This is a genomic window from Agrobacterium sp. 10MFCol1.1 (genome assembly GCF_000381165.1).
GTDB classification, from domain to species: Bacteria; Pseudomonadota; Alphaproteobacteria; order Rhizobiales; family Rhizobiaceae; genus Agrobacterium; species Agrobacterium tumefaciens.
The window spans coordinates 1-16,459 of sequence record NZ_KB906083.1 but is presented as its reverse complement, the minus strand read 5'-3'; the positions used below and the strand labels follow the sequence as shown (position 1 = coordinate 16,459).

The 16,459-nt window shown below is 59.0% G+C and carries 18 protein-coding genes; 9 read left to right on the top strand and 9 right to left on the bottom strand.

The window, feature by feature from the left end; all coding sequences use genetic code 11:
- Nucleotides 1-169: 169 nt before the first annotated feature.
- The 5 genes from F617_RS0123535 (at nucleotide 170) to F617_RS0123515 (ending at nucleotide 3,940) form a co-directional block, all read left to right on the top strand.
- The gene (locus tag F617_RS0123535) at nucleotides 170-1,060 is read left to right on the top strand and encodes a metal ABC transporter substrate-binding protein (protein ID WP_013762318.1); all 891 of its coding nucleotides are present in this window, start codon (nucleotides 170-172) and stop codon (nucleotides 1,058-1,060) included.
- Nucleotides 1,057-1,965 carry a manganese/iron ABC transporter ATP-binding protein gene (locus F617_RS0123530; protein WP_026331039.1) on the top strand — a complete coding sequence of 303 codons (909 nt, stop codon included), beginning with the start codon at nucleotides 1,057-1,059 and terminating at the stop codon, nucleotides 1,963-1,965. The genes F617_RS0123535 and F617_RS0123530 overlap by 4 nt, the downstream gene beginning before the upstream one ends.
- Nucleotides 1,946-2,806, top strand: coding sequence for a metal ABC transporter permease (locus F617_RS0123525; protein WP_019566954.1), 861 nt, complete (start codon nucleotides 1,946-1,948; stop codon nucleotides 2,804-2,806). Before F617_RS0123530 ends, F617_RS0123525 begins: the two co-directional genes overlap by 20 nt.
- Complete coding sequence (locus tag F617_RS0123520; RefSeq protein WP_019566953.1) at nucleotides 2,803-3,657, top strand: metal ABC transporter permease; 855 nt, start codon at nucleotides 2,803-2,805, stop codon at nucleotides 3,655-3,657. Before F617_RS0123525 ends, F617_RS0123520 begins: the two co-directional genes overlap by 4 nt.
- A 109-nt stretch (nucleotides 3,658-3,766) precedes the next feature.
- Nucleotides 3,767-3,940: a DUF1328 domain-containing protein gene (locus F617_RS0123515; RefSeq protein WP_003516193.1), complete on the top strand. Its 174-nt coding sequence runs from the start codon at nucleotides 3,767-3,769 to the stop codon at nucleotides 3,938-3,940.
- A gap of 58 nt (nucleotides 3,941-3,998) precedes the next feature.
- Here the strand turns inward: F617_RS0123515 and F617_RS0123510 are convergent, their stop codons facing one another.
- Nucleotides 3,999-4,730 (bottom strand): SDR family oxidoreductase, encoded by a 732-nt coding sequence (locus F617_RS0123510; protein WP_013762314.1) that lies wholly within the window; start codon nucleotides 4,728-4,730, stop codon nucleotides 3,999-4,001.
- A 216-nt stretch (nucleotides 4,731-4,946) separates the two neighbouring features.
- On the opposite strand from F617_RS0123510, the gene F617_RS0123505 reads away from it, so the two are divergent.
- Nucleotides 4,947-5,720 carry an IclR family transcriptional regulator gene (locus F617_RS0123505; protein WP_019566952.1) on the top strand — a complete coding sequence of 258 codons (774 nt, stop codon included), beginning with the start codon at nucleotides 4,947-4,949 and terminating at the stop codon, nucleotides 5,718-5,720.
- A gap of 106 nt (nucleotides 5,721-5,826) precedes the next feature.
- Here the strand turns inward: F617_RS0123505 and tal are convergent, their stop codons facing one another.
- Nucleotides 5,827-6,792: a transaldolase gene (gene tal, locus F617_RS0123500; RefSeq protein ID WP_019566951.1), complete on the bottom strand. Its 966-nt coding sequence runs from the start codon at nucleotides 6,790-6,792 to the stop codon at nucleotides 5,827-5,829.
- 207 nt (nucleotides 6,793-6,999) lie between these two features.
- Here tal and F617_RS0123495 point away from each other — a divergent pair, with 207 nt between their 5' ends.
- Nucleotides 7,000-7,986: a sugar-binding transcriptional regulator gene (locus tag F617_RS0123495; protein WP_003516185.1), complete on the top strand. Its 987-nt coding sequence runs from the start codon at nucleotides 7,000-7,002 to the stop codon at nucleotides 7,984-7,986.
- Between the two features lie 66 nt (nucleotides 7,987-8,052).
- Here the strand turns inward: F617_RS0123495 and F617_RS0123490 are convergent, their stop codons facing one another.
- Together F617_RS0123490 and F617_RS0123485 are read right to left on the bottom strand one after the other, a co-directional pair.
- Nucleotides 8,053-8,925: a bifunctional helix-turn-helix domain-containing protein/methylated-DNA--[protein]-cysteine S-methyltransferase gene (locus F617_RS0123490; RefSeq protein WP_003516183.1), complete on the bottom strand. Its 873-nt coding sequence runs from the start codon at nucleotides 8,923-8,925 to the stop codon at nucleotides 8,053-8,055.
- A 131-nt stretch (nucleotides 8,926-9,056) separates the two neighbouring features.
- Entirely contained in the window at nucleotides 9,057-9,536 is a 480-nt protein-coding gene (locus F617_RS0123485) for a DUF2244 domain-containing protein (protein ID WP_003516181.1), read from the bottom strand.
- A gap of 37 nt (nucleotides 9,537-9,573) precedes the next feature.
- On the opposite strand from F617_RS0123485, the gene nth reads away from it, so the two are divergent.
- Nucleotides 9,574-10,356 carry an endonuclease III gene (gene nth / locus F617_RS0123480; RefSeq protein ID WP_019566950.1) on the top strand — a complete coding sequence of 261 codons (783 nt, stop codon included), beginning with the start codon at nucleotides 9,574-9,576 and terminating at the stop codon, nucleotides 10,354-10,356.
- Here nth and F617_RS0123475 read toward each other — a convergent pair.
- Nucleotides 10,318-11,055: a sulfate transporter family protein gene (locus F617_RS0123475; RefSeq protein WP_003516176.1), complete on the bottom strand. Its 738-nt coding sequence runs from the start codon at nucleotides 11,053-11,055 to the stop codon at nucleotides 10,318-10,320. The two genes, nth and F617_RS0123475, sit on opposite strands and share 39 nt — an antisense overlap.
- A gap of 295 nt (nucleotides 11,056-11,350) precedes the next feature.
- On the opposite strand from F617_RS0123475, the gene F617_RS0123470 reads away from it, so the two are divergent.
- The gene (locus F617_RS0123470) at nucleotides 11,351-12,184 is read left to right on the top strand and encodes a MurR/RpiR family transcriptional regulator (RefSeq protein ID WP_025595058.1); all 834 of its coding nucleotides are present in this window, start codon (nucleotides 11,351-11,353) and stop codon (nucleotides 12,182-12,184) included.
- Nucleotides 12,185-12,249: 65 nt separating this feature from the next.
- On the opposite strand, the gene F617_RS0123465 is transcribed toward F617_RS0123470, so the two are convergent.
- The 4 genes from F617_RS0123465 to F617_RS27280 all read right to left on the bottom strand — a co-directional run.
- Nucleotides 12,250-13,827 carry an FGGY-family carbohydrate kinase gene (locus F617_RS0123465; RefSeq protein ID WP_019566949.1) on the bottom strand — a complete coding sequence of 526 codons (1,578 nt, stop codon included), beginning with the start codon at nucleotides 13,825-13,827 and terminating at the stop codon, nucleotides 12,250-12,252.
- Between the two features lie 57 nt (nucleotides 13,828-13,884).
- The gene (locus tag F617_RS0123460; protein ID WP_019566948.1) at nucleotides 13,885-14,604 is read right to left on the bottom strand and encodes an HAD family hydrolase; all 720 of its coding nucleotides are present in this window, start codon (nucleotides 14,602-14,604) and stop codon (nucleotides 13,885-13,887) included.
- Between the two features lie 6 nt (nucleotides 14,605-14,610).
- The gene (locus F617_RS0123455; RefSeq protein ID WP_019566947.1) at nucleotides 14,611-16,095 is read right to left on the bottom strand and encodes a mannitol dehydrogenase family protein; all 1,485 of its coding nucleotides are present in this window, start codon (nucleotides 16,093-16,095) and stop codon (nucleotides 14,611-14,613) included.
- Nucleotides 16,096-16,186: 91 nt separating this feature from the next.
- Nucleotides 16,187-16,459, bottom strand: a 273-nt coding sequence (locus tag F617_RS27280) for a TOBE domain-containing protein (protein WP_034501911.1), incomplete at its 5' end; no start/stop codon positions are given.

Here is a 16,459-nt window from a genome sequence, read left to right as displayed (position 1 = left end):
TTCTCATTGAAAAAAGTTTAATCCCCCCGGCGCCGTGCGGGCAAAAGCGCACCATTTTCAGACATTTTTGAAATCCGCTAAATTGCGAATGATTTGCAATAGCGTTGACAAGTGTGATTCCATGACAGATGGTGTTGCGAGTTGATCGCAACAAAAATCGGTGACAGACGTGAATCTCCATAAAATCCGCCATGCCCTTTTTGCTTTTTCGCTTTTCCTGCCTGCTGCGGCTGTCGCGCAGGAAAAACCGAAGGTGGTGACCACCTTCACGATCATTGCCGATATGGCGCGCAATGTGGCGGGCGATGCGGCAGAGGTGGAGAGCATCACCAAGCCAGGCGCTGAAATTCACAACTACCAGCCGACGCCTCGCGACATTCTCAAGGCCCGCAAGGCCGATCTGGTGCTGCGCAACGGCCTCAATCTGGAATTGTGGTTCGAGAAGTTTCTGGCCAATCTTTCAGGCGTGCCTGATGTGACTGTCAGCGACGGCATCGAACCGATGGCGATAAATGGCGGGGCGTATCAGGGGAAACCGAACCCGCATGCCTGGATGTCACCCGATAACGCCTTGATCTATGTGGAAAATATCCGCAAGGGACTCGCTGGAATAGATCCCGCCCACGCCGAAATTTACGCCGCCAATGCCAAGGCCTATTCCGACAAGATCCGTGCCACCGTGCAGCCCATCCGCGATGAGCTTTCCGCGCTTCCTGAGAACAAGCGGTGGTTGGTAACGAGCGAAGGGGCGTTCTCCTATCTCGCCCGGGATTTCGGGCTGAAGGAACTGTTCCTGTGGCCGGTCAATGCCGACAGCCAGGGTACGCCGCAACAGGTGCGCGGCGTGATCGACGCCATGCGCGAACATAATATTCAGGTCATCTTTAGCGAAAGCACGGTTTCCGCCGATCCCGCCCGGCAGGTGGCCAAGGAAACCGGAGCGGCCTATGGCGGCATACTCTACGTGGATTCGCTGAGCGAGGCCGACGGCCCTGTTCCGACCTATCTCGACCTGCTGCGCGTGACGAGCAGCACCATCGCCAAAGGACTGTCTTCATGAGAATGGGCAGCAAAAAAAGCGGCGGCGGCCTGACGGTTCAAAATGCGACAGTGACCTATCGCAACGGCCACACCGCATTAAGAAATGCCAGCTTTTCCATTCCACGCGGTACGATCACTGCACTTGTCGGCGTCAACGGCGCCGGCAAGTCCACGATTTTCAAGGCAATCATGGGTTTTGTGCCGTTGGCCACCGGTTCTGTCTCTATTTTCGACCTACCCGTGAAGGATGCACTCAGAAAAAACCTCGTCGCCTATGTGCCGCAAGCTGAAGAGGTGGACTGGAGTTTTCCCGTACTGGTTGAGGATGTGGTGATGATGGGCCGTTACGGCCACATGAACTTCTTCCGTATTCCGTCGAAACACGATCACGAGATGGTCGAGAGAGCGCTGACGCGCGTCAATATGCTTGATTATCGCAAGCGGCAGATCGGCGAGCTTTCCGGCGGACAGAAGAAGCGGGTGTTTCTGGCCCGCGCGCTGGCGCAGGAAGGTCAGGTTATCCTGCTGGATGAACCCTTCACCGGCGTCGACGTGACGACGGAAGAACAGATCGTCGCGCTGTTGAAGGCACTGCGTGACGAGGGCCGCGTCATGCTGGTTTCCACCCATAATCTCGGTAGCGTACCGGAATTCTGCGATCGCGCCGTCTTCGTCAAGGGTACTGTTCTCGCGTCGGGCAAAACAGCGGACACCTTTAACGAAGAGAACCTGCAAAAAGCCTTTGGCGGCAGCTTGCGCCACTTCGTTCTCGGCGGGGCCGAACTGCATGATGATGCCGATCCGCGCCGGGTGAAGGTGATTACCGACGATGAGCGGCCTTTCGTGATCTACGGAAAGAACGGCCAGAACGGACATGATCCGCAGGCTCCGAAGGAAAAAGCCGATGATAAACAGCCTTCTTGAGCCTTTCACCTATGGCTACATGCTGAATGCCATCTGGGTCAGCGCACTTGTGGGCGGCGTGTGCGGCTTTCTTTCCGCTTATCTTATGCTAAAGGGCTGGTCGCTGATCGGCGACGCGCTCTCGCACGCCATCGTTCCCGGCGTTGCGGGCGCTTATATGCTGGGGCTGCCCTTTTCGCTCGGCGCCTTTCTTTCCGGCGGGCTTGCGGCTGGCTCGATGCTGTTCCTCAATCAGAAAACCCGGCTCAAGGAAGACGCAATCATCGGCCTGATCTTCACCTCGTTCTTCGGGCTGGGGCTGTTCATGGTGTCGCTGTCGCCCACCTCGATCAATATCCAGACCATCGTGCTTGGCAATATTCTGGCAATTACCACCGAAGACACGATCCAGCTTGCCCTGATCGGCGGCATCAGCCTCATCGTACTGGCGCTGAAATGGCGCGACTTCATGGTTGTGTTCTTCGATGAGAACCATGCCCGCACAGTGGGGCTGAAACCGGAAGTGCTGAAAGTGATCTTCTTCACCCTGCTTGCCGCCTCCACGGTTGCAGCCCTTCAAACCGTCGGCGCCTTCCTTGTCGTTGCCATGGTGGTGACACCAGGCGCGACCGCCTATCTTCTGACCGACCGTTTCGAGCGGCTGATCCTGATGAGCCTTGTGATCGGCGCGACCACCAGCTTCGTCGGCGCTTATCTCAGCTACTTCCTGGATGGCGCCACCGGCGGCGTTATCGTCGTGTTGCAAACAGCGATCTTCCTTTCCGCTTTCGTGTTTGCACCCAAACACGGGCTGCTCGCTTCGCGCGCCAAAGCCCGCAAGGCACTGGGAGAAACGCAATGAGCGAATATCTCGAACTCGCCATCCTGCCGTTTCAGCTGCCCTTCATGCAATATGCCTTCATCATCACCCTGATGATTGCCGTGCCGATGGCCATGCTCTCGTGTTTTCTGGTGCTGAAGGGCTGGTCGCTGATGGGGGACGCAGTTTCGCACGCCGTGCTGCCCGGCGTGGTGATTGCCTACATTGCCGGAATTCCCCTTTCCATCGGCGCCTTCACCGCCGGTATGATCTGCGCTCTCGGCACCGGTTTCATCAAGGAAAATAGCCGCATCAAGGAAGACACGGTGCTCGGCATCGTCTTTTCCGGCATGTTCGGGCTGGGTCTGGTGCTTTACGTGAAGGTGCAGAGCGACATGCATCTGGATCACATCCTCTTCGGCGACATGCTGGGCATTGCGCCTTCAGACATGCTGGAGACCGGGCTGATCGCGCTTTTTGCCACCCTGTTTCTCGGGGTGCTGCGCAAAGACCTGCTGGTCAATGCCTTCGATCCGCAGCATGCCAAGGCAATCGGCCTGCCCGTTCGCATCCTGCATTACGGTCTGCTCATGGTTTTGTCGCTTGCCGTGGTCGGCGCGCTGAAGGCTGTGGGTATCATCCTCTCCGTCGCAATGCTGGTCACCCCCGGCGCCATCGCCTTCCTGCTGGCGCGGCGCTTTTCCGCCATGCTCCTGGTCGCCATCTCGGTTGCGGTTCTCTCTTCGCTTGCAGGAATATGGCTAAGCTTCCTGATCGACAGCGCGCCGGCCCCGACCATTGTACTGTTCATGAGCCTGGCATTCGTCGCGACATTCATTCGCACCAGCCTCAAGGCCCGCCGGATCGACGCCGCCAATGAAACGGTAGTGTAAAAGAACGATTTTTGCGGGCGCGTGGAACATTTTCGCCTTTTGCGCGTCATTTTCATGAGCTTGCCCTCAAGCGGCAAACTCATGAAAATTAAGCGAAAGGGGAAGCTCCATGCTGAAATGGGCTCTTATTTTCTTTGTTATTTCGTTGATCGCGGGCGTATTCGGCTTTACCGGCATTTCGGCAGCGGCGTCGGGCATTGCCCGTATCCTGTTCTTCATCGCCGTCGTGATCTTCCTGGTCTTCCTCGTGCTTGCACTGATCGCTGGAAGCGTGGTGGCGTAATAAAAAAGGCGACCGGCTTTTGGGCCGGTCGCCTTCTCCTCTCTCCCGTATGGAATTATCAGCCTGTCCAGCCACCGTCGATCACATGGATCTGGCCAGTGGTGAAACCTGCCTCATCCGAAGCGAGATAGGTGACGAGTGCGGCGATTTCTTCCGGCGTGGCAATGCGGCCCATAGGCTGGCGGGCAATGAAGTCGGCCAGGGCCTGTTCGTAATTGCCGGTGGCGCGCAGGCGGTCGTGCAAGGACGGGCTATCCACTGTGCCTGGGCAAATGGCGTTGCAGCGAATACCCTTGGTGACGAAATCAGCAGCAATTGCCTTGGTCAGACCGACAACCGCCGCCTTGGAGGCGGTGTAGGCGAAACGGTTCGGCACGCCCTTCACGCTGGATGCGACGGAGGACATGTTGACGATTGCGCCCTTACCCTTTTCCAGCATGCCTGGCAGAAAGGCGCGGCAGGTGCGGTACATGGCCTTGGCATTGAGATCGAAGGAGAAATCCCAGTCCTTTTCCTCGCAATCGAGAATGGTGCCGGAATGAACGAAACCGGCGCAGTTGAACAGAACATCCGCATGGCCGATATCGGCAGCAAAAGCCTTCACACCGTCGCCATCCAGCACGTTCAGAACCCGCGTTTCCGCACCTTTCAGGGTCGAGAGCGCCTGCTCGTTGATATCAGTGGCGATGACGCGCGCACCGAGCGATATGAATCGCTCCGCCGTCGCACGGCCGATACCCTGGCCGGCTGCAGTGATCACCACTGTCCGCCCGTTAAAATCCTGCACCATGAATAGCCTCCCGCTACGGCGCACCCGCCCGCTGGGGCCGAGCCGCTGAATTTCGCCAGTGAATTTCATTGATCTCAAATATGGATCGACAATTCATATGTAAACGCGGTATTCATGTAACGTCAAGCAGGCTTGCGCAAAACGGCAGCGTGCGGCAACGGTATTTAAAAAGTGCATTTCCCGCCAGGCAATCCTGCAAAACGCCACCGAGGCAAGATGACCGAAGACGACAGCGAAAGATATCGCGCCCCCGCCCTCGACAAGGGTCTGGACATTCTCGAGCTTCTCGCCCGCACGGATGGCGGGCTGACGCAGATCGAGATTGCCAAGGCCATAGGCAAAACCCCGAACGAGCTTTACCGCATGCTGGACCGCCTAGTGCGCCGTGGTTACGTACAGCGGCTGGAGGGTGACCGGTTTTCGCTGACGCTGAAAATGTTCGGGCTCGCACATTTTCACGCGCCGGTGCGCCGGCTGGTCTCTTTCGCAGCCCCGGTGATGCGCGATTTTTCCGCAAGCGCCGAGCAGGCCTGTCATCTGGCCGTTTACGACCGCGGCAGTGTTGTCGTCATCGCCCAACAGGAGTCCTCCACCTATTGGGCGATGTCCATGCGGGTGGGCGCGCAGATGAGCCTCTTCCAGACCGGTTCCGGCCATGTGCTGCTGGCCTTCCAGAACGAGGTACAGCGCAAGATCATGATCACCGAGCAGGTGCGCGGTGGCGGGGAAACCGAGCCTTCAGACCTTGAGGAGCGGCTGGCGGAAGTTCGCAGGAATGGCTTCGAATCCATGGACAGCATGCAAACCGCAGGCGTGCGCAATATCTCCGCCCCCGTACTGACACTTGATGGTACCGCACTTGCCGTCATCACCTGCCCCTATATCACCCCGCTTGGCGGCAAGGCCCCGACGCCCGAGGCCTGCGAGGTACTGATCCGCGATGCGGCAAGGCGCATTTCCGAAGTGGCGACGGGTCAGGGAACCATCTGAGACGCACAAAAAAAACGCGACCGGCAGGGACCGATCGCGTTTAAAGTGACTGGAGATTTCTGTATCTTAAACGCAAAGGGGACCGGGATGGTTCCCCTTTCTGTTATCAGGCGGCAGCCAGCGTCAGTTCCTTGCGGACCATTTCGCGCAACGTTACCAGATCCTTGGCGAACAGGCGGATGCCTTCCGAGAGCTTCTCGGTTGCCATCGCGTCTTCGTTCATTGCCCAACGGAAAGCCTTTTCATCAAGCGACTGCAGCGGCTCGGCCTTCACATTGTCGGGCGAAAGCTTGCGCTCAAGCGTGCCGGTGTCCTTGTCCAGCTCTTCCAGCAGCGCCGGGCTGATCGTCAGGCGGTCGCAACCGGCAAGCGCTTCGATCTCGCCGACATTACGGAACGATGCGCCCATGACGACGGTGCCGATGCCATTAGCCTTGTAATAATTGTAGATGCTGCGCACCGAAACGACGCCCGGATCGGTCTCGGCAGTGTAGGTCTCGCCGGTCGACTTCTTGTACCAGTCGAGGATACGGCCGACGAAGGGCGAGATGAGGAAAGCTTTGGCTTCCGCGCAGGCGATGGCCTGTGCCTGCGAGAACAGCAGAGTCAGGTTGCAATCGATGCCCTCGGACTGCAGGACTTCCGCGGCCTTGATGCCTTCCCATGTGGAAGCCAGCTTGATGAGGATGCGTTCACGCTCGATACCGCGCTCCTTGTAGGAGGCGATGATGTGGCGTGCCTTGGTGATGGAGGCCTGTGTGTCGAAGGACAGGTCGGCATCGACTTCCGTCGATACGCGGCCGGGAACCAGACCTGCAAGGGCTGCACCGACGGAAATGGCAAGACGGTCGGCAACGGCCGCAACGACAGCGTCAGACTGGCCGCCTTGTTTCTTGGCCCAGGCAACGGCTTCCTTCACCGCATCCGCAAAAGCGGGGGTGCCGAGCGCCTTCAGAACGATGGTGGGGTTGGTGGTGCAATCCACCGGCTTCAGGCGCGCAACCGCCTCGATGTCGCCGGTATCGGCAACGACCGTGGTGATAGCGCGAAGTTGTTCGAGTTTGGACGTCATGGCGAATGATCCTTCATGATCTCTTGTAAACTTGCACAGCCGTCTTTTCGTTCCCGCACCATGGTGCGCCCAAGGCCGAAATCACGGTTTTGTCCGGCTCCGACTATCGCAAGCGGCAAGGTCGAAAGTCAAGACATTTGCGCATCGCAATTGACATAAGTTTCATGCCTGCGATACTCCGCCCCATAATAGAGAGTGACAAAAACCGTGGCGAAACTGAGAAGAGAAACCCATACGGCCTATTCGGAAGCGGCTTCGCTGAGGCTGCGTGCCGCATGGCTCTACTATAATCAGGGTTTGACGCAGAAAGATGTCGCCGAGAAGCTCGGCATCAGCCGCTCCACCGTCATACGCCTTCTGGACGAGGCGATGAAGCGCTCCGAAGTACAGATCTGGATCAACGAGGGCATCGAGGATTTCGTCGAACTGGCCGGCAGGCTGGAGGCAGCTTATGGGCTGGATGAGGCGGTGATCATTCCCTCCCCCGGCCCATCCCCCGGCAAGGCGAATGCCGAAGGCACGGCCAAGGCCGTTGGCCTGGCGCTCGGGCAATTCCTTTCCGAAGCGGTGCCGAACGACGCCACCATCGGCGTCGGTTGGGGCCGCACCATGACCGCCTCGCTATCCAGCTTTCGCCCGCCGCGCCGGGAAAACTGCAAGGTCGTCTCGCTGCTCGGCGGTATCGTCGCCGTGCACCAGACAAACCCGCTTGATTACACCTGGCGGCTGGCAAGCGCGCTTGGGGCGGAATGTTACATGTTCCTTGCACCGCTGCTGGTAGACTCCGTCGAGACCAAACGGGCGCTGATTGAGAAATGCGGACTTGCCACGCTTTATGATCTGGCCGAAACGCTCGACCTCGCCATCGTATCCTGCGGCGATATCGGCCCGCATTCCACTTCGCTGTCGGAAGGTTTCATTTCGAAGGAAACGCTTCAGGAACTCATCGATGCCGGCTGCGTCTGCGACACCATGTTCAACTTCATCGACGCGGAAGGCCGCTCCGTCGATCACCCGATCAACGAGCGCGCCATGGCGATCGATCTAGACACGCTGCGCAAGGCCAAACACATCGTGCTCGCCTCCGGCGGCGCCCACCGCGCCATCGCCATCCGCGCCACCATCAAGCGCATCGGATGCAATACGCTGATTACAGACGAGGCGGCGGCAAGAGCATTGATGGAACTGGTTTAGGCCTCGACAGGCGACCCAGGCTGTTCCTCATTTCTGCGCTTGTCACAGGGATGAGGGAGAGCTGCCTCACACCTTCCCTGTTTCCCATCCCAACATCGCCCGTTTGCGGGTAAGGCCCCAGTGATAACCCGTGAGCGCCCCGCTTTTTCCCACAGCGCGATGGCAAGGAACGACGAAGGAGACCGGGTTCGCGCCAACAGCTGCACCGACCGCACGGGAGGCAGTTGGCTGGCCGATATCGCAGGCGATGTGCGAATAGGTAACGGCGCGGCCCATGGGAATTTTCAGAAGGCTTTCCCATACCCGCACCTGAAAATCCGTGCCGAGCAGCACGACCCGCAATGGCCGGTCCGCCGACCACAGCGTCGGTTCGAAAATACGTGCGGCATAGGGCGCGGTGGCTTCACGATCCTCGACATAATCCGCATTCGGCCAGCGACCGGCCATGTCCTCGAAACAGGCTCTTTCCTCGCCGGGATCGGCGAAAGCGCAGCCGGCAAGGCCGCGATCGGTCACCATGACCAATGCAAGACCGAAGGGTGAAACATGGAAACCGTACCGGATCGTCAATCCACCGCCCTTAGCCTTCCATTCGCCTGGAGACATGGCCTCGTGGGTGACGAACAGATCGTGCAGGCGGCCGGGCCCAGACATGCCGACCTCGATCGAGGTTTCCAGCAGCGGCAGATCCTCTTCGCGCAACAACCTTTTGGCATGATCGAGCGTTACGGCCTGCAAAAACGCCTTGGGGGAAAGACCGGCCCAGCGGGTGAAGGTCTTCTGCAATTGCGTCGGCGACTGGCCGAGCCTTGCGGCGATGGCTTCAAGGGAGGGCTGGTCGCGATAATCCAGCGTCAAAAGCTCGATAACCCCGCGCACAGTATCGTAATCCGAACCGATGGGGGTGATGTCTTCATTCAGCATGATATTGGCGTTCATCGCATGTCTCCTAACGCCTCACAGAAAACCATCAAAGCGCGTCGGTCTCCACCCGTTTCTTGCGCCGTACTCAGTTTCTGCCGAGATACCGGCCTCGAGCCGATTGACGGGTTTTAAGCGGAATTATCCGCTCACATCCGCCGCACCGTCGCCAACGCACCGCCGAAAGCCTTGGCGAAGCTTTCCCGGTCATCCGGATTGAGAAACGAGCCGATATCCGTTGCCTTGCCTTCACCCGTTACATGCATGGAGACAATGCCGATTTCCTCGTGCCGCTGAACCCTGAAGCGGGCCCAGAAGGGGTTGAAACGATGCTCGACGACGCGGCCAGTCGGGGAGAATTTGCGGATAGACAGGCTGGTGCGCGAGACGCTCACCTCTTCCCGCGCCTTCGCTGCCCGGTAATTGGCGCGAAAGGCGACATAAAGCAGCAGAAAATCCAGCCCGAGGAACAGGCCGACGGGCCATGCGCCAGTGGTGAGGAAAAAGCCGCCATGGAGGAGGCAGGCAAGCCCGGACAAGGCGAGAAGGAGCCGGAAACCTCTTCTTCCGAGCGAACGGTGCGGAACGAGTTCCGCCGCAAAAATCGGCTGATCGTTGAGCGTATCCACGTTGATTTCCTCAGGGCGGGCTGGCTATAGATAGGTCATGACAGTCGCCAAAGAACGATCCAGCACCCAAACATTGAAAAAGTCAAATGCGACATCCGCCCGCAGACCGGCGCGTGTGAAGACGATCTATTCGAAGGACGAGTTGAACGAGATCTTCCGCCGTTTCTCCATTCAGCGGCCGGAGCCGAAAGGCGAGCTGGAACATACCAACCCCTTTACCCTGCTGGTGGCGGTGGCGCTTTCGGCGCAGGCGACCGATGTGGGCGTAAACCGGGCGACGCGGGCGCTGTTCAAGGTGGCCGATACGCCGGAAAAAATGCTGGCACTTGGCGAGGAGGAGCTGATCGGCCATATCAAGACCATTGGGCTTTACCGCAACAAGGCCAAGAACGTTATCGCTTTGTCACAGATGCTGATCGACAATTTCGGCGGTGAGGTGCCGAGGACGCGCGAGGAGCTGGTGACCCTGCCCGGCGTGGGCCGCAAGACGGCCAATGTGGTGATGTCGATGGCCTTCGGTGTGCCCACACTCGCCGTGGACACCCATGTTTTTCGTATTGCCAACCGGCTCTGTCTTGCGCCGGGGAAAACCCCGGATGAAGTGGAAGACCGGCTCGTCCGCATCATTCCCGAAGAATATCTGTTCCATGCCCATCACTGGCTGATCCTGCACGGGCGTTATTGCTGCAAGGCGCGCAAACCGGAATGCGAGCGCTGCGTGATTGCCGATATCTGCAAATCACCGGAAAAGACCTTCGATATTCCAGCTCCGCTGGTGGAACTACCCGCGCAATTGTTCGGTGCGGCCAGCGGCGAATGACGGATCGCGCCGGCTGACGGCCTTGTGCAGATGCACCATCATCGAAGCCGCAAAAAGCGGCGTCAGAAGGTTGAGGAAGGGGATTGCAAGGAACGCTGCAATCACCAGCCCGGCCATGAACACGGTTGTGCGGTGTTTCAGCCGGAAAAGCCGCGCGTCAGCGGGCGAGCGGAAACGCATGGCTGCAAATTCGAAGAACTCCCGGCCCAGCAGATAACCGTTCACCAGAAAAAAGGCGATGAGGTTGACGCCCGGCACCAGCAGCAACAAAAGCGCAATCAGGTTGCCGGCAATGACGACGCCAAAGAACTTGATCGATGACACCACGGCCTCACCGATGGGCATCGCCTTGCCCGGTGGATCATCGGGATAGGTCTTTTTCTCTACGACTTCGGCGACATCGTCGAGAAACAATCCGGCAATAACGGCAGTGACCGGCGAGATCAGCAAGGCCAACGCCAAAGCCAGCCCGATTCCGGCGAAAATGGCGAAAACGAAAGTCAGCCATCCCGCCCAGTCCGGCACGCTGGGGATCAGCGTATCCACCCACGGCAAGGCGAAATAGATGAAGACAGAGCGGATGGCGAACCACAGCGCTGCCAGCACCAGAAGCGTCAGCCCCAGAACCTTCCAGAACACCGACCGGGTCTCGGTGGCAAAAAGATTGCTGAAGGCAAGCCTCGCCGCATTAAAAATCATTCGGAACTCCTGTGACGCCTCTCGCGTTTTAAACTGGCGTTCAGGAGAGATAGGCGCCGCCCATCCGCTCCGCAAGACAGGAATGAAGACGTCGCTGTTGGGAATTAAACCGCTGATGGAATTTCCCTTGAATAAAAGACGTCTCTAAAATATAATAATCTATCTATTAGAATTCGCATTCCGGTCCGGTGGAGGACAAGGCCGGAAAAGCTCGCCCCCACCGACAAGTCGCGGTTCGCACGCTCGCCCGGGCGCGCGGATGCATCATCATTCATAAATATAAAAGAATGAGGCGTTGGTGGAACAGCTACTGTTGAATCTGACCCGTGCCATGAAGGCCGGTACGCCTTCAGAGCGCAAGATCGCCAAATATCTGATCGAGCATCTGGACGAATTGCCGTTTGAGACGGCGCAGACGCTGGCTGCCAAGCTCAGTCTCAGTCCGATGACGGTTGGCCGTTTTCTGCGCTCTCTCGGATACAGGCAATTCAGCGATATTCGCATCGATCTGCGCCACGCCGAAGAGACCGCGGGCGTGGACCAGCCCGCTATTGTTGAAAGCGGCGATCAGAAGTCCAATCCGTTTTCGCAACTCCTTTCCCAACAGATCCAGGCCATTCAGGCTGCTTTCGAAATGACGGACCAGCCGATATGGCGCGTCGCCATGAGCGAGATCGCTTCGGCGGCAGATGTTTTTCTGGCAACGTCACCGGAAGGCCTTGGCACCGGAAGGCACTTTCACGGGCGGTTGCTGGAGTATCGCAGACGCGTGCACTTCCTCGGCAGCGACAGCGCCGCCTATATCGCCCTTTGGGACTTCGATCCCGCAGAAGCGCTTCTCATCCTCATGGATTGCGGCGGCAGCATCACGCCCTTGCAGAGCCTTTCTGCGACGGCGCGAAAGAGCGGCTACAGAACCCTGTTGATCACCACCCGGTTCTATGAATGGGGACCGGAAAGCGCCGATATCTGTCTGGCCATGCCGCACACCCAGACCGGCGGGCAAGGCCTGCTGCAGCTCGTTGCGCTGATGGAATTCACACTCTGCAGCCTGATTGCCGGAGCCGACGAGCAGCGCACGGCACGCATGAAAAACCTAACCGGCCTGAAACGCTCGCTTGGCATCTGACCCTCGGCGGGAGGAAACGGATCGCGCCCGTCCGCCACGACCTTACCTGCCGTTGTAGGCAAAGATCAGAGGCTTTCCAGCTCCTGGCGATGGCGGTGCATGGCGAGAAAACGGCGATAATCCCGCTCGTAAAGCGGTGTGAGCGCCGGATTGCCTGGGATTTCCGTATTGCCCGGATACATGGCGGCACCCGCCGCTGCAAGGCCCGCATGCACACCGCCGGCGGCTGCCGCCGTCATTGCCGTGCCGAGAAGAACGGCGTCGGCTGTGGCGGGCACGACGATGCGCTTGCCGGTCACATCAGCGTAAAGCTCCATCAACAGCGGGTTCTTCACATGGCCGCCGGTAACGTGCAGGCTTTCGACGGCATAACCGAAACGCTCCATCGCATCCAGCACATGGCGCGCACCAAGCGCAATCGCCACGGCAGTGCGCCAGTAGAGCCGGCAGAGACTGTCGAAGGATGTATCGAGCGTCAGCCCGCTGATGACGCCCACCGCATGCGGATCGGCAAGCGGTGAGCGGTTGCCGTGGAAATCCGGCAGTACATGCAGCCGTTCGGCAAAGGCCGCGCCCTCAAGCGCGCGCAATTCGGTAACCCGCGCAACGATGCGGGCGTGCAGCGCCGTATCCGGCTCTCCGCCCGCCGCGTGCATGCGCACGATATGATCAAGCAGCGCGCCGGTGGCAGATTGCCCGCCCTCCACCAGCCAGTGGCCGGGCAGCACCGCCTGCCAATAGGGACCCCACAGGCTGTGGCCTGGCATCTGCCGCTCGGACATGGCGACAAGGCAGCTGGAGGTGCCGGCGATCAGCGCCACATGTTTACCCACATCATCAGAAAGGCATCCGCCAAGCGCACCCAGCGTGCCGGCGTAAGCATCGATCATGCCCGCCGCCACCTGACAGCCGGTGTCAAGGCCGAGTTCGGCGGCAGCCTCGGGCGAAAGCGGGCCGATGGCTGTGCCCGGCATCACGGTCGTTTCGGGCAGGCCTGCCCGCTGTTTCAGATCGCCAAGCCCGGCAAGATTGAGATAATCCGCCTGCCAGCCGGGATTTTCCTGCGCCAGAAAATTCCACTTCGCCGTCTGCGTGCAATTTGAACGCTTGGTGGAACCGGTTGCCTTCCATGTCAGAAAATCCGCCAGATCGAAGGCGAAAGACATGCGCGCCCAGCTTGCCGGCAAATTCGCCTTCAGCCACATCAGCTTCGGCATCTGCATTTCCGGTGACACGCTTTTGCCGGCGAAATCCAGCACGCGGTGGCCGGATGCCGTCAGCCGGTCGGCCTCGCCGATTGCCCGATGGTCCAGCCAGACGATGGTGTCGAACCGGTCTTTGCCCGTGACGGAGACAGAAACCGGTTCCCCACGCTCATCACGGATAACGAGCGAGCAGGTAGCATCAAAACCAATAGCGGCTATGCTGTCGGGTGACACACCCGCATCGGCAAGCGCTGCTCTCACCGCAAGGCAGACGGCGTTCCATATATCGGTGGAATCGTGTTCGGCGTGGTTTTCCTGCGGCCTTTGCATCAGGATGGGATGGGTTGAGCGGGCGAGAAGCCTGCCGGTCGGGTCGAAAATCCCGGCGCGGGCGCTCGCCGTTCCGACATCGACAGCGACGAGATTTTGACGCTTCAAGACTTCAGTTCCATCCCTTGCGTAACGACCTCCGGGCGGTGGCAGGCATGGTTTCCTTCAGCCTGCGTCACGTTCCACCTGGCTGTCAAAACCGCCCTTCCCCATATAATCGCCGATAAGTTGAACCAAATCTTCCATGGCGTCAAACGTGGCACTGGCCCCGAGCTCCGCGATCTTTTCGCGAAATGCCGGAAACCGCGCATGCGAGCCGCCAGTGAATGCAAAAACCGCCATGCCTGCTGCCTTCGCCGCCGCAATGCCCGCCGGGCTGTCCTCGATCACGATGCACTGACGCGGATCAGTGCCCATCTGCCTCGCCGCATGCAGGAAAAGGTCGGGTGCCGGCTTGCCGTTCTTCACCATGGTGGCACTGAAAACATGCGGCTCAAATTTATCGATGAGACCGGTCAGCCCCAGCGAGTAACGGATGCGTTCCGGTTGACTTGAGGAGGCAACGCAGCGTTTGAAGGCCACCAGCCTGTCCAGCGTTTCGGCAATGCCGTCGATGGGACGCAACTCGGTGCGGAAACGCTCAAACAGCGTCGCGCGCATATGCTCGAGAAAATCGATGTCGGTCTCGATACCGTATTCCTCAAACAAAGTCGTCGTCATGCTGGCAACGCTGCGACCGAGAAAGCGGTTGTAGGCCTCTTCCTCCCCCATCTCCACGCCAAGATGGGATAGCATGTCGAGAAGAACCGAGATGGAGACCGGCTCGCTGTCGACCAGAACGCCGTCGCAGTCGAAAATCAGAAGAGGTCCGGTTCCGTCTCGCATCTCACGTCACTTTTCAGCCAGCTTGTCATCCAGATAAAGCTGCAAGGTCTTCGCCGTGCCTTCGTGCCACAGTGTCGTCAATGCATGAGAGAAGCGTTTACGGAAAAGCTCCGATTCGGCAACCTCCCCGAAGATATCGTCAAGTGAAAGGAAGGCCATCGGGTCGTCCTTGGCCTTTGTGGCCGCCGCCTGTAGCCGCTCGGCGCTGGCGTCGTTGAAGGTGATTTGCCTGCCGCTGTCGGAGGTGCCGTAGAAATAACGGCACCACAGTGCTGAAACCAGTGACAGACCGACGATATCTTCACCGCGCGCCAGACGGTCGGCGGTGGAGGGCAGGATGAATTTCGGCTGGCGGTTGGAGCCATCCTGCGCGAGGCGCGGAATGGTATCGCCGATTTTCGGGTTGAGGAAACGCCGTTCGATCAGGCCGAAATATTCGCCAAGATCGGTATCGGGCACGGGCGGAATGACCGGGATGATCTCTTCCTTTTCGAGCTTTGCCAGAAACGCCCGGATCAGCGGATGCTCCATCGCCTCATGCACGAAATGGATGTCGAGCAGCGCTGCCGGATAGGCGATCGCCGCATGGCCGCCATTGAGGATGCGGATCTTCATGTGCTCGTAAGGCGCAACATCGTTGACGAACTGAACGCCCGCCTTTTCGAGCGCCGGTCGGCCCGCCGGGAAATTATCCTCCATCACCCATTGCTTGAACTCTTCGCAGAAGACCGGCCAATTGTCCTCGATGCCGAAATCGTCACGGGCGATATTGCGTTCGCGCTCTCCCGTGGCGGGGGTGATGCGGTCGACCATCGAATTGGGGAAAGCGACGTTGTCGCCGATCCAGTTGGCGAAGGCCGGATCGAACAAGGCGGCGAGACCGACCACCGCATTTTTGGTGACCTTGCCATTATGGGGAATGTTGTCGCAGGACATGACGGTGAAGGGTGAAAGCCCCTTGTCGCGCCGCGCCTTCAGCCCGGCAACGATAAGGCCGAACACGGTTTTCGGGGAAGACGGGTTCCTGCCATCCTCGGCAATCGCGGGATGCTGCGGATTGAAGGAGCCGGAAGCATCGATGAAATAACCGCCTTCGGTAATCGTCATCGAAACAATTCGGATTTTCGGATCTGCGAGCGTGTCGATAATGCCTTGGGTATCGCCAACCTTCAGAATGTCGATCATTGGCCCGGTGACGCGCGCACCGGTGCGATTATTGTCCTGCTCCACGACAGTGGTCAGGAAATCCTGGGCGGCAAGTTTTTCGCGCATTACCGCGTCCGATGGCAGTACACCCGCACCAATGATGGCGAAGTCGTGGTCCGCGCCGGTGTTGAACAGGTCGTCCAGATAGACCGCCTGATGGGCGCGGTGGAAATTGCCGACGCCGAAATGCACGATTCCGGCGGAAAGATCGGCCCGGGAATAGGACGGAATCGCCGCGGTTTTTTTGGCTTCATCAAGCGTGGCGAGGGAGAGTTTGCATGTCATGTCACGATCCTCGAAGGGGAAACGTTGTTTGTGCCAGGACCGGATGACAGGTACCCGGCACGCAGCGCGGATTTGCCTTCCGGTCTTCGCGTCATATCGCGATGCCCTTGTCATCGAACCTGTGGATTTTGGCATCATCTGGTGTGATGAAGACAGTATCGCCGTGTTTGCATTCGAATTCACCGTCGGTTCTGGCGGTGATGGGGCCGATGCCGGGGACGTCGAGGTGGAGGAAGGTGTCGGAGCCGAGATGCTCGGCAACCGTGACCTTGCCCTGCCACAGGCCGGTTTCTTTCGACAGCGTCAGGTGCTCGGGCCGCACGCCGGCGGTGGTCGCACCCTTTTGCCGGGCGTAATCGCCGGT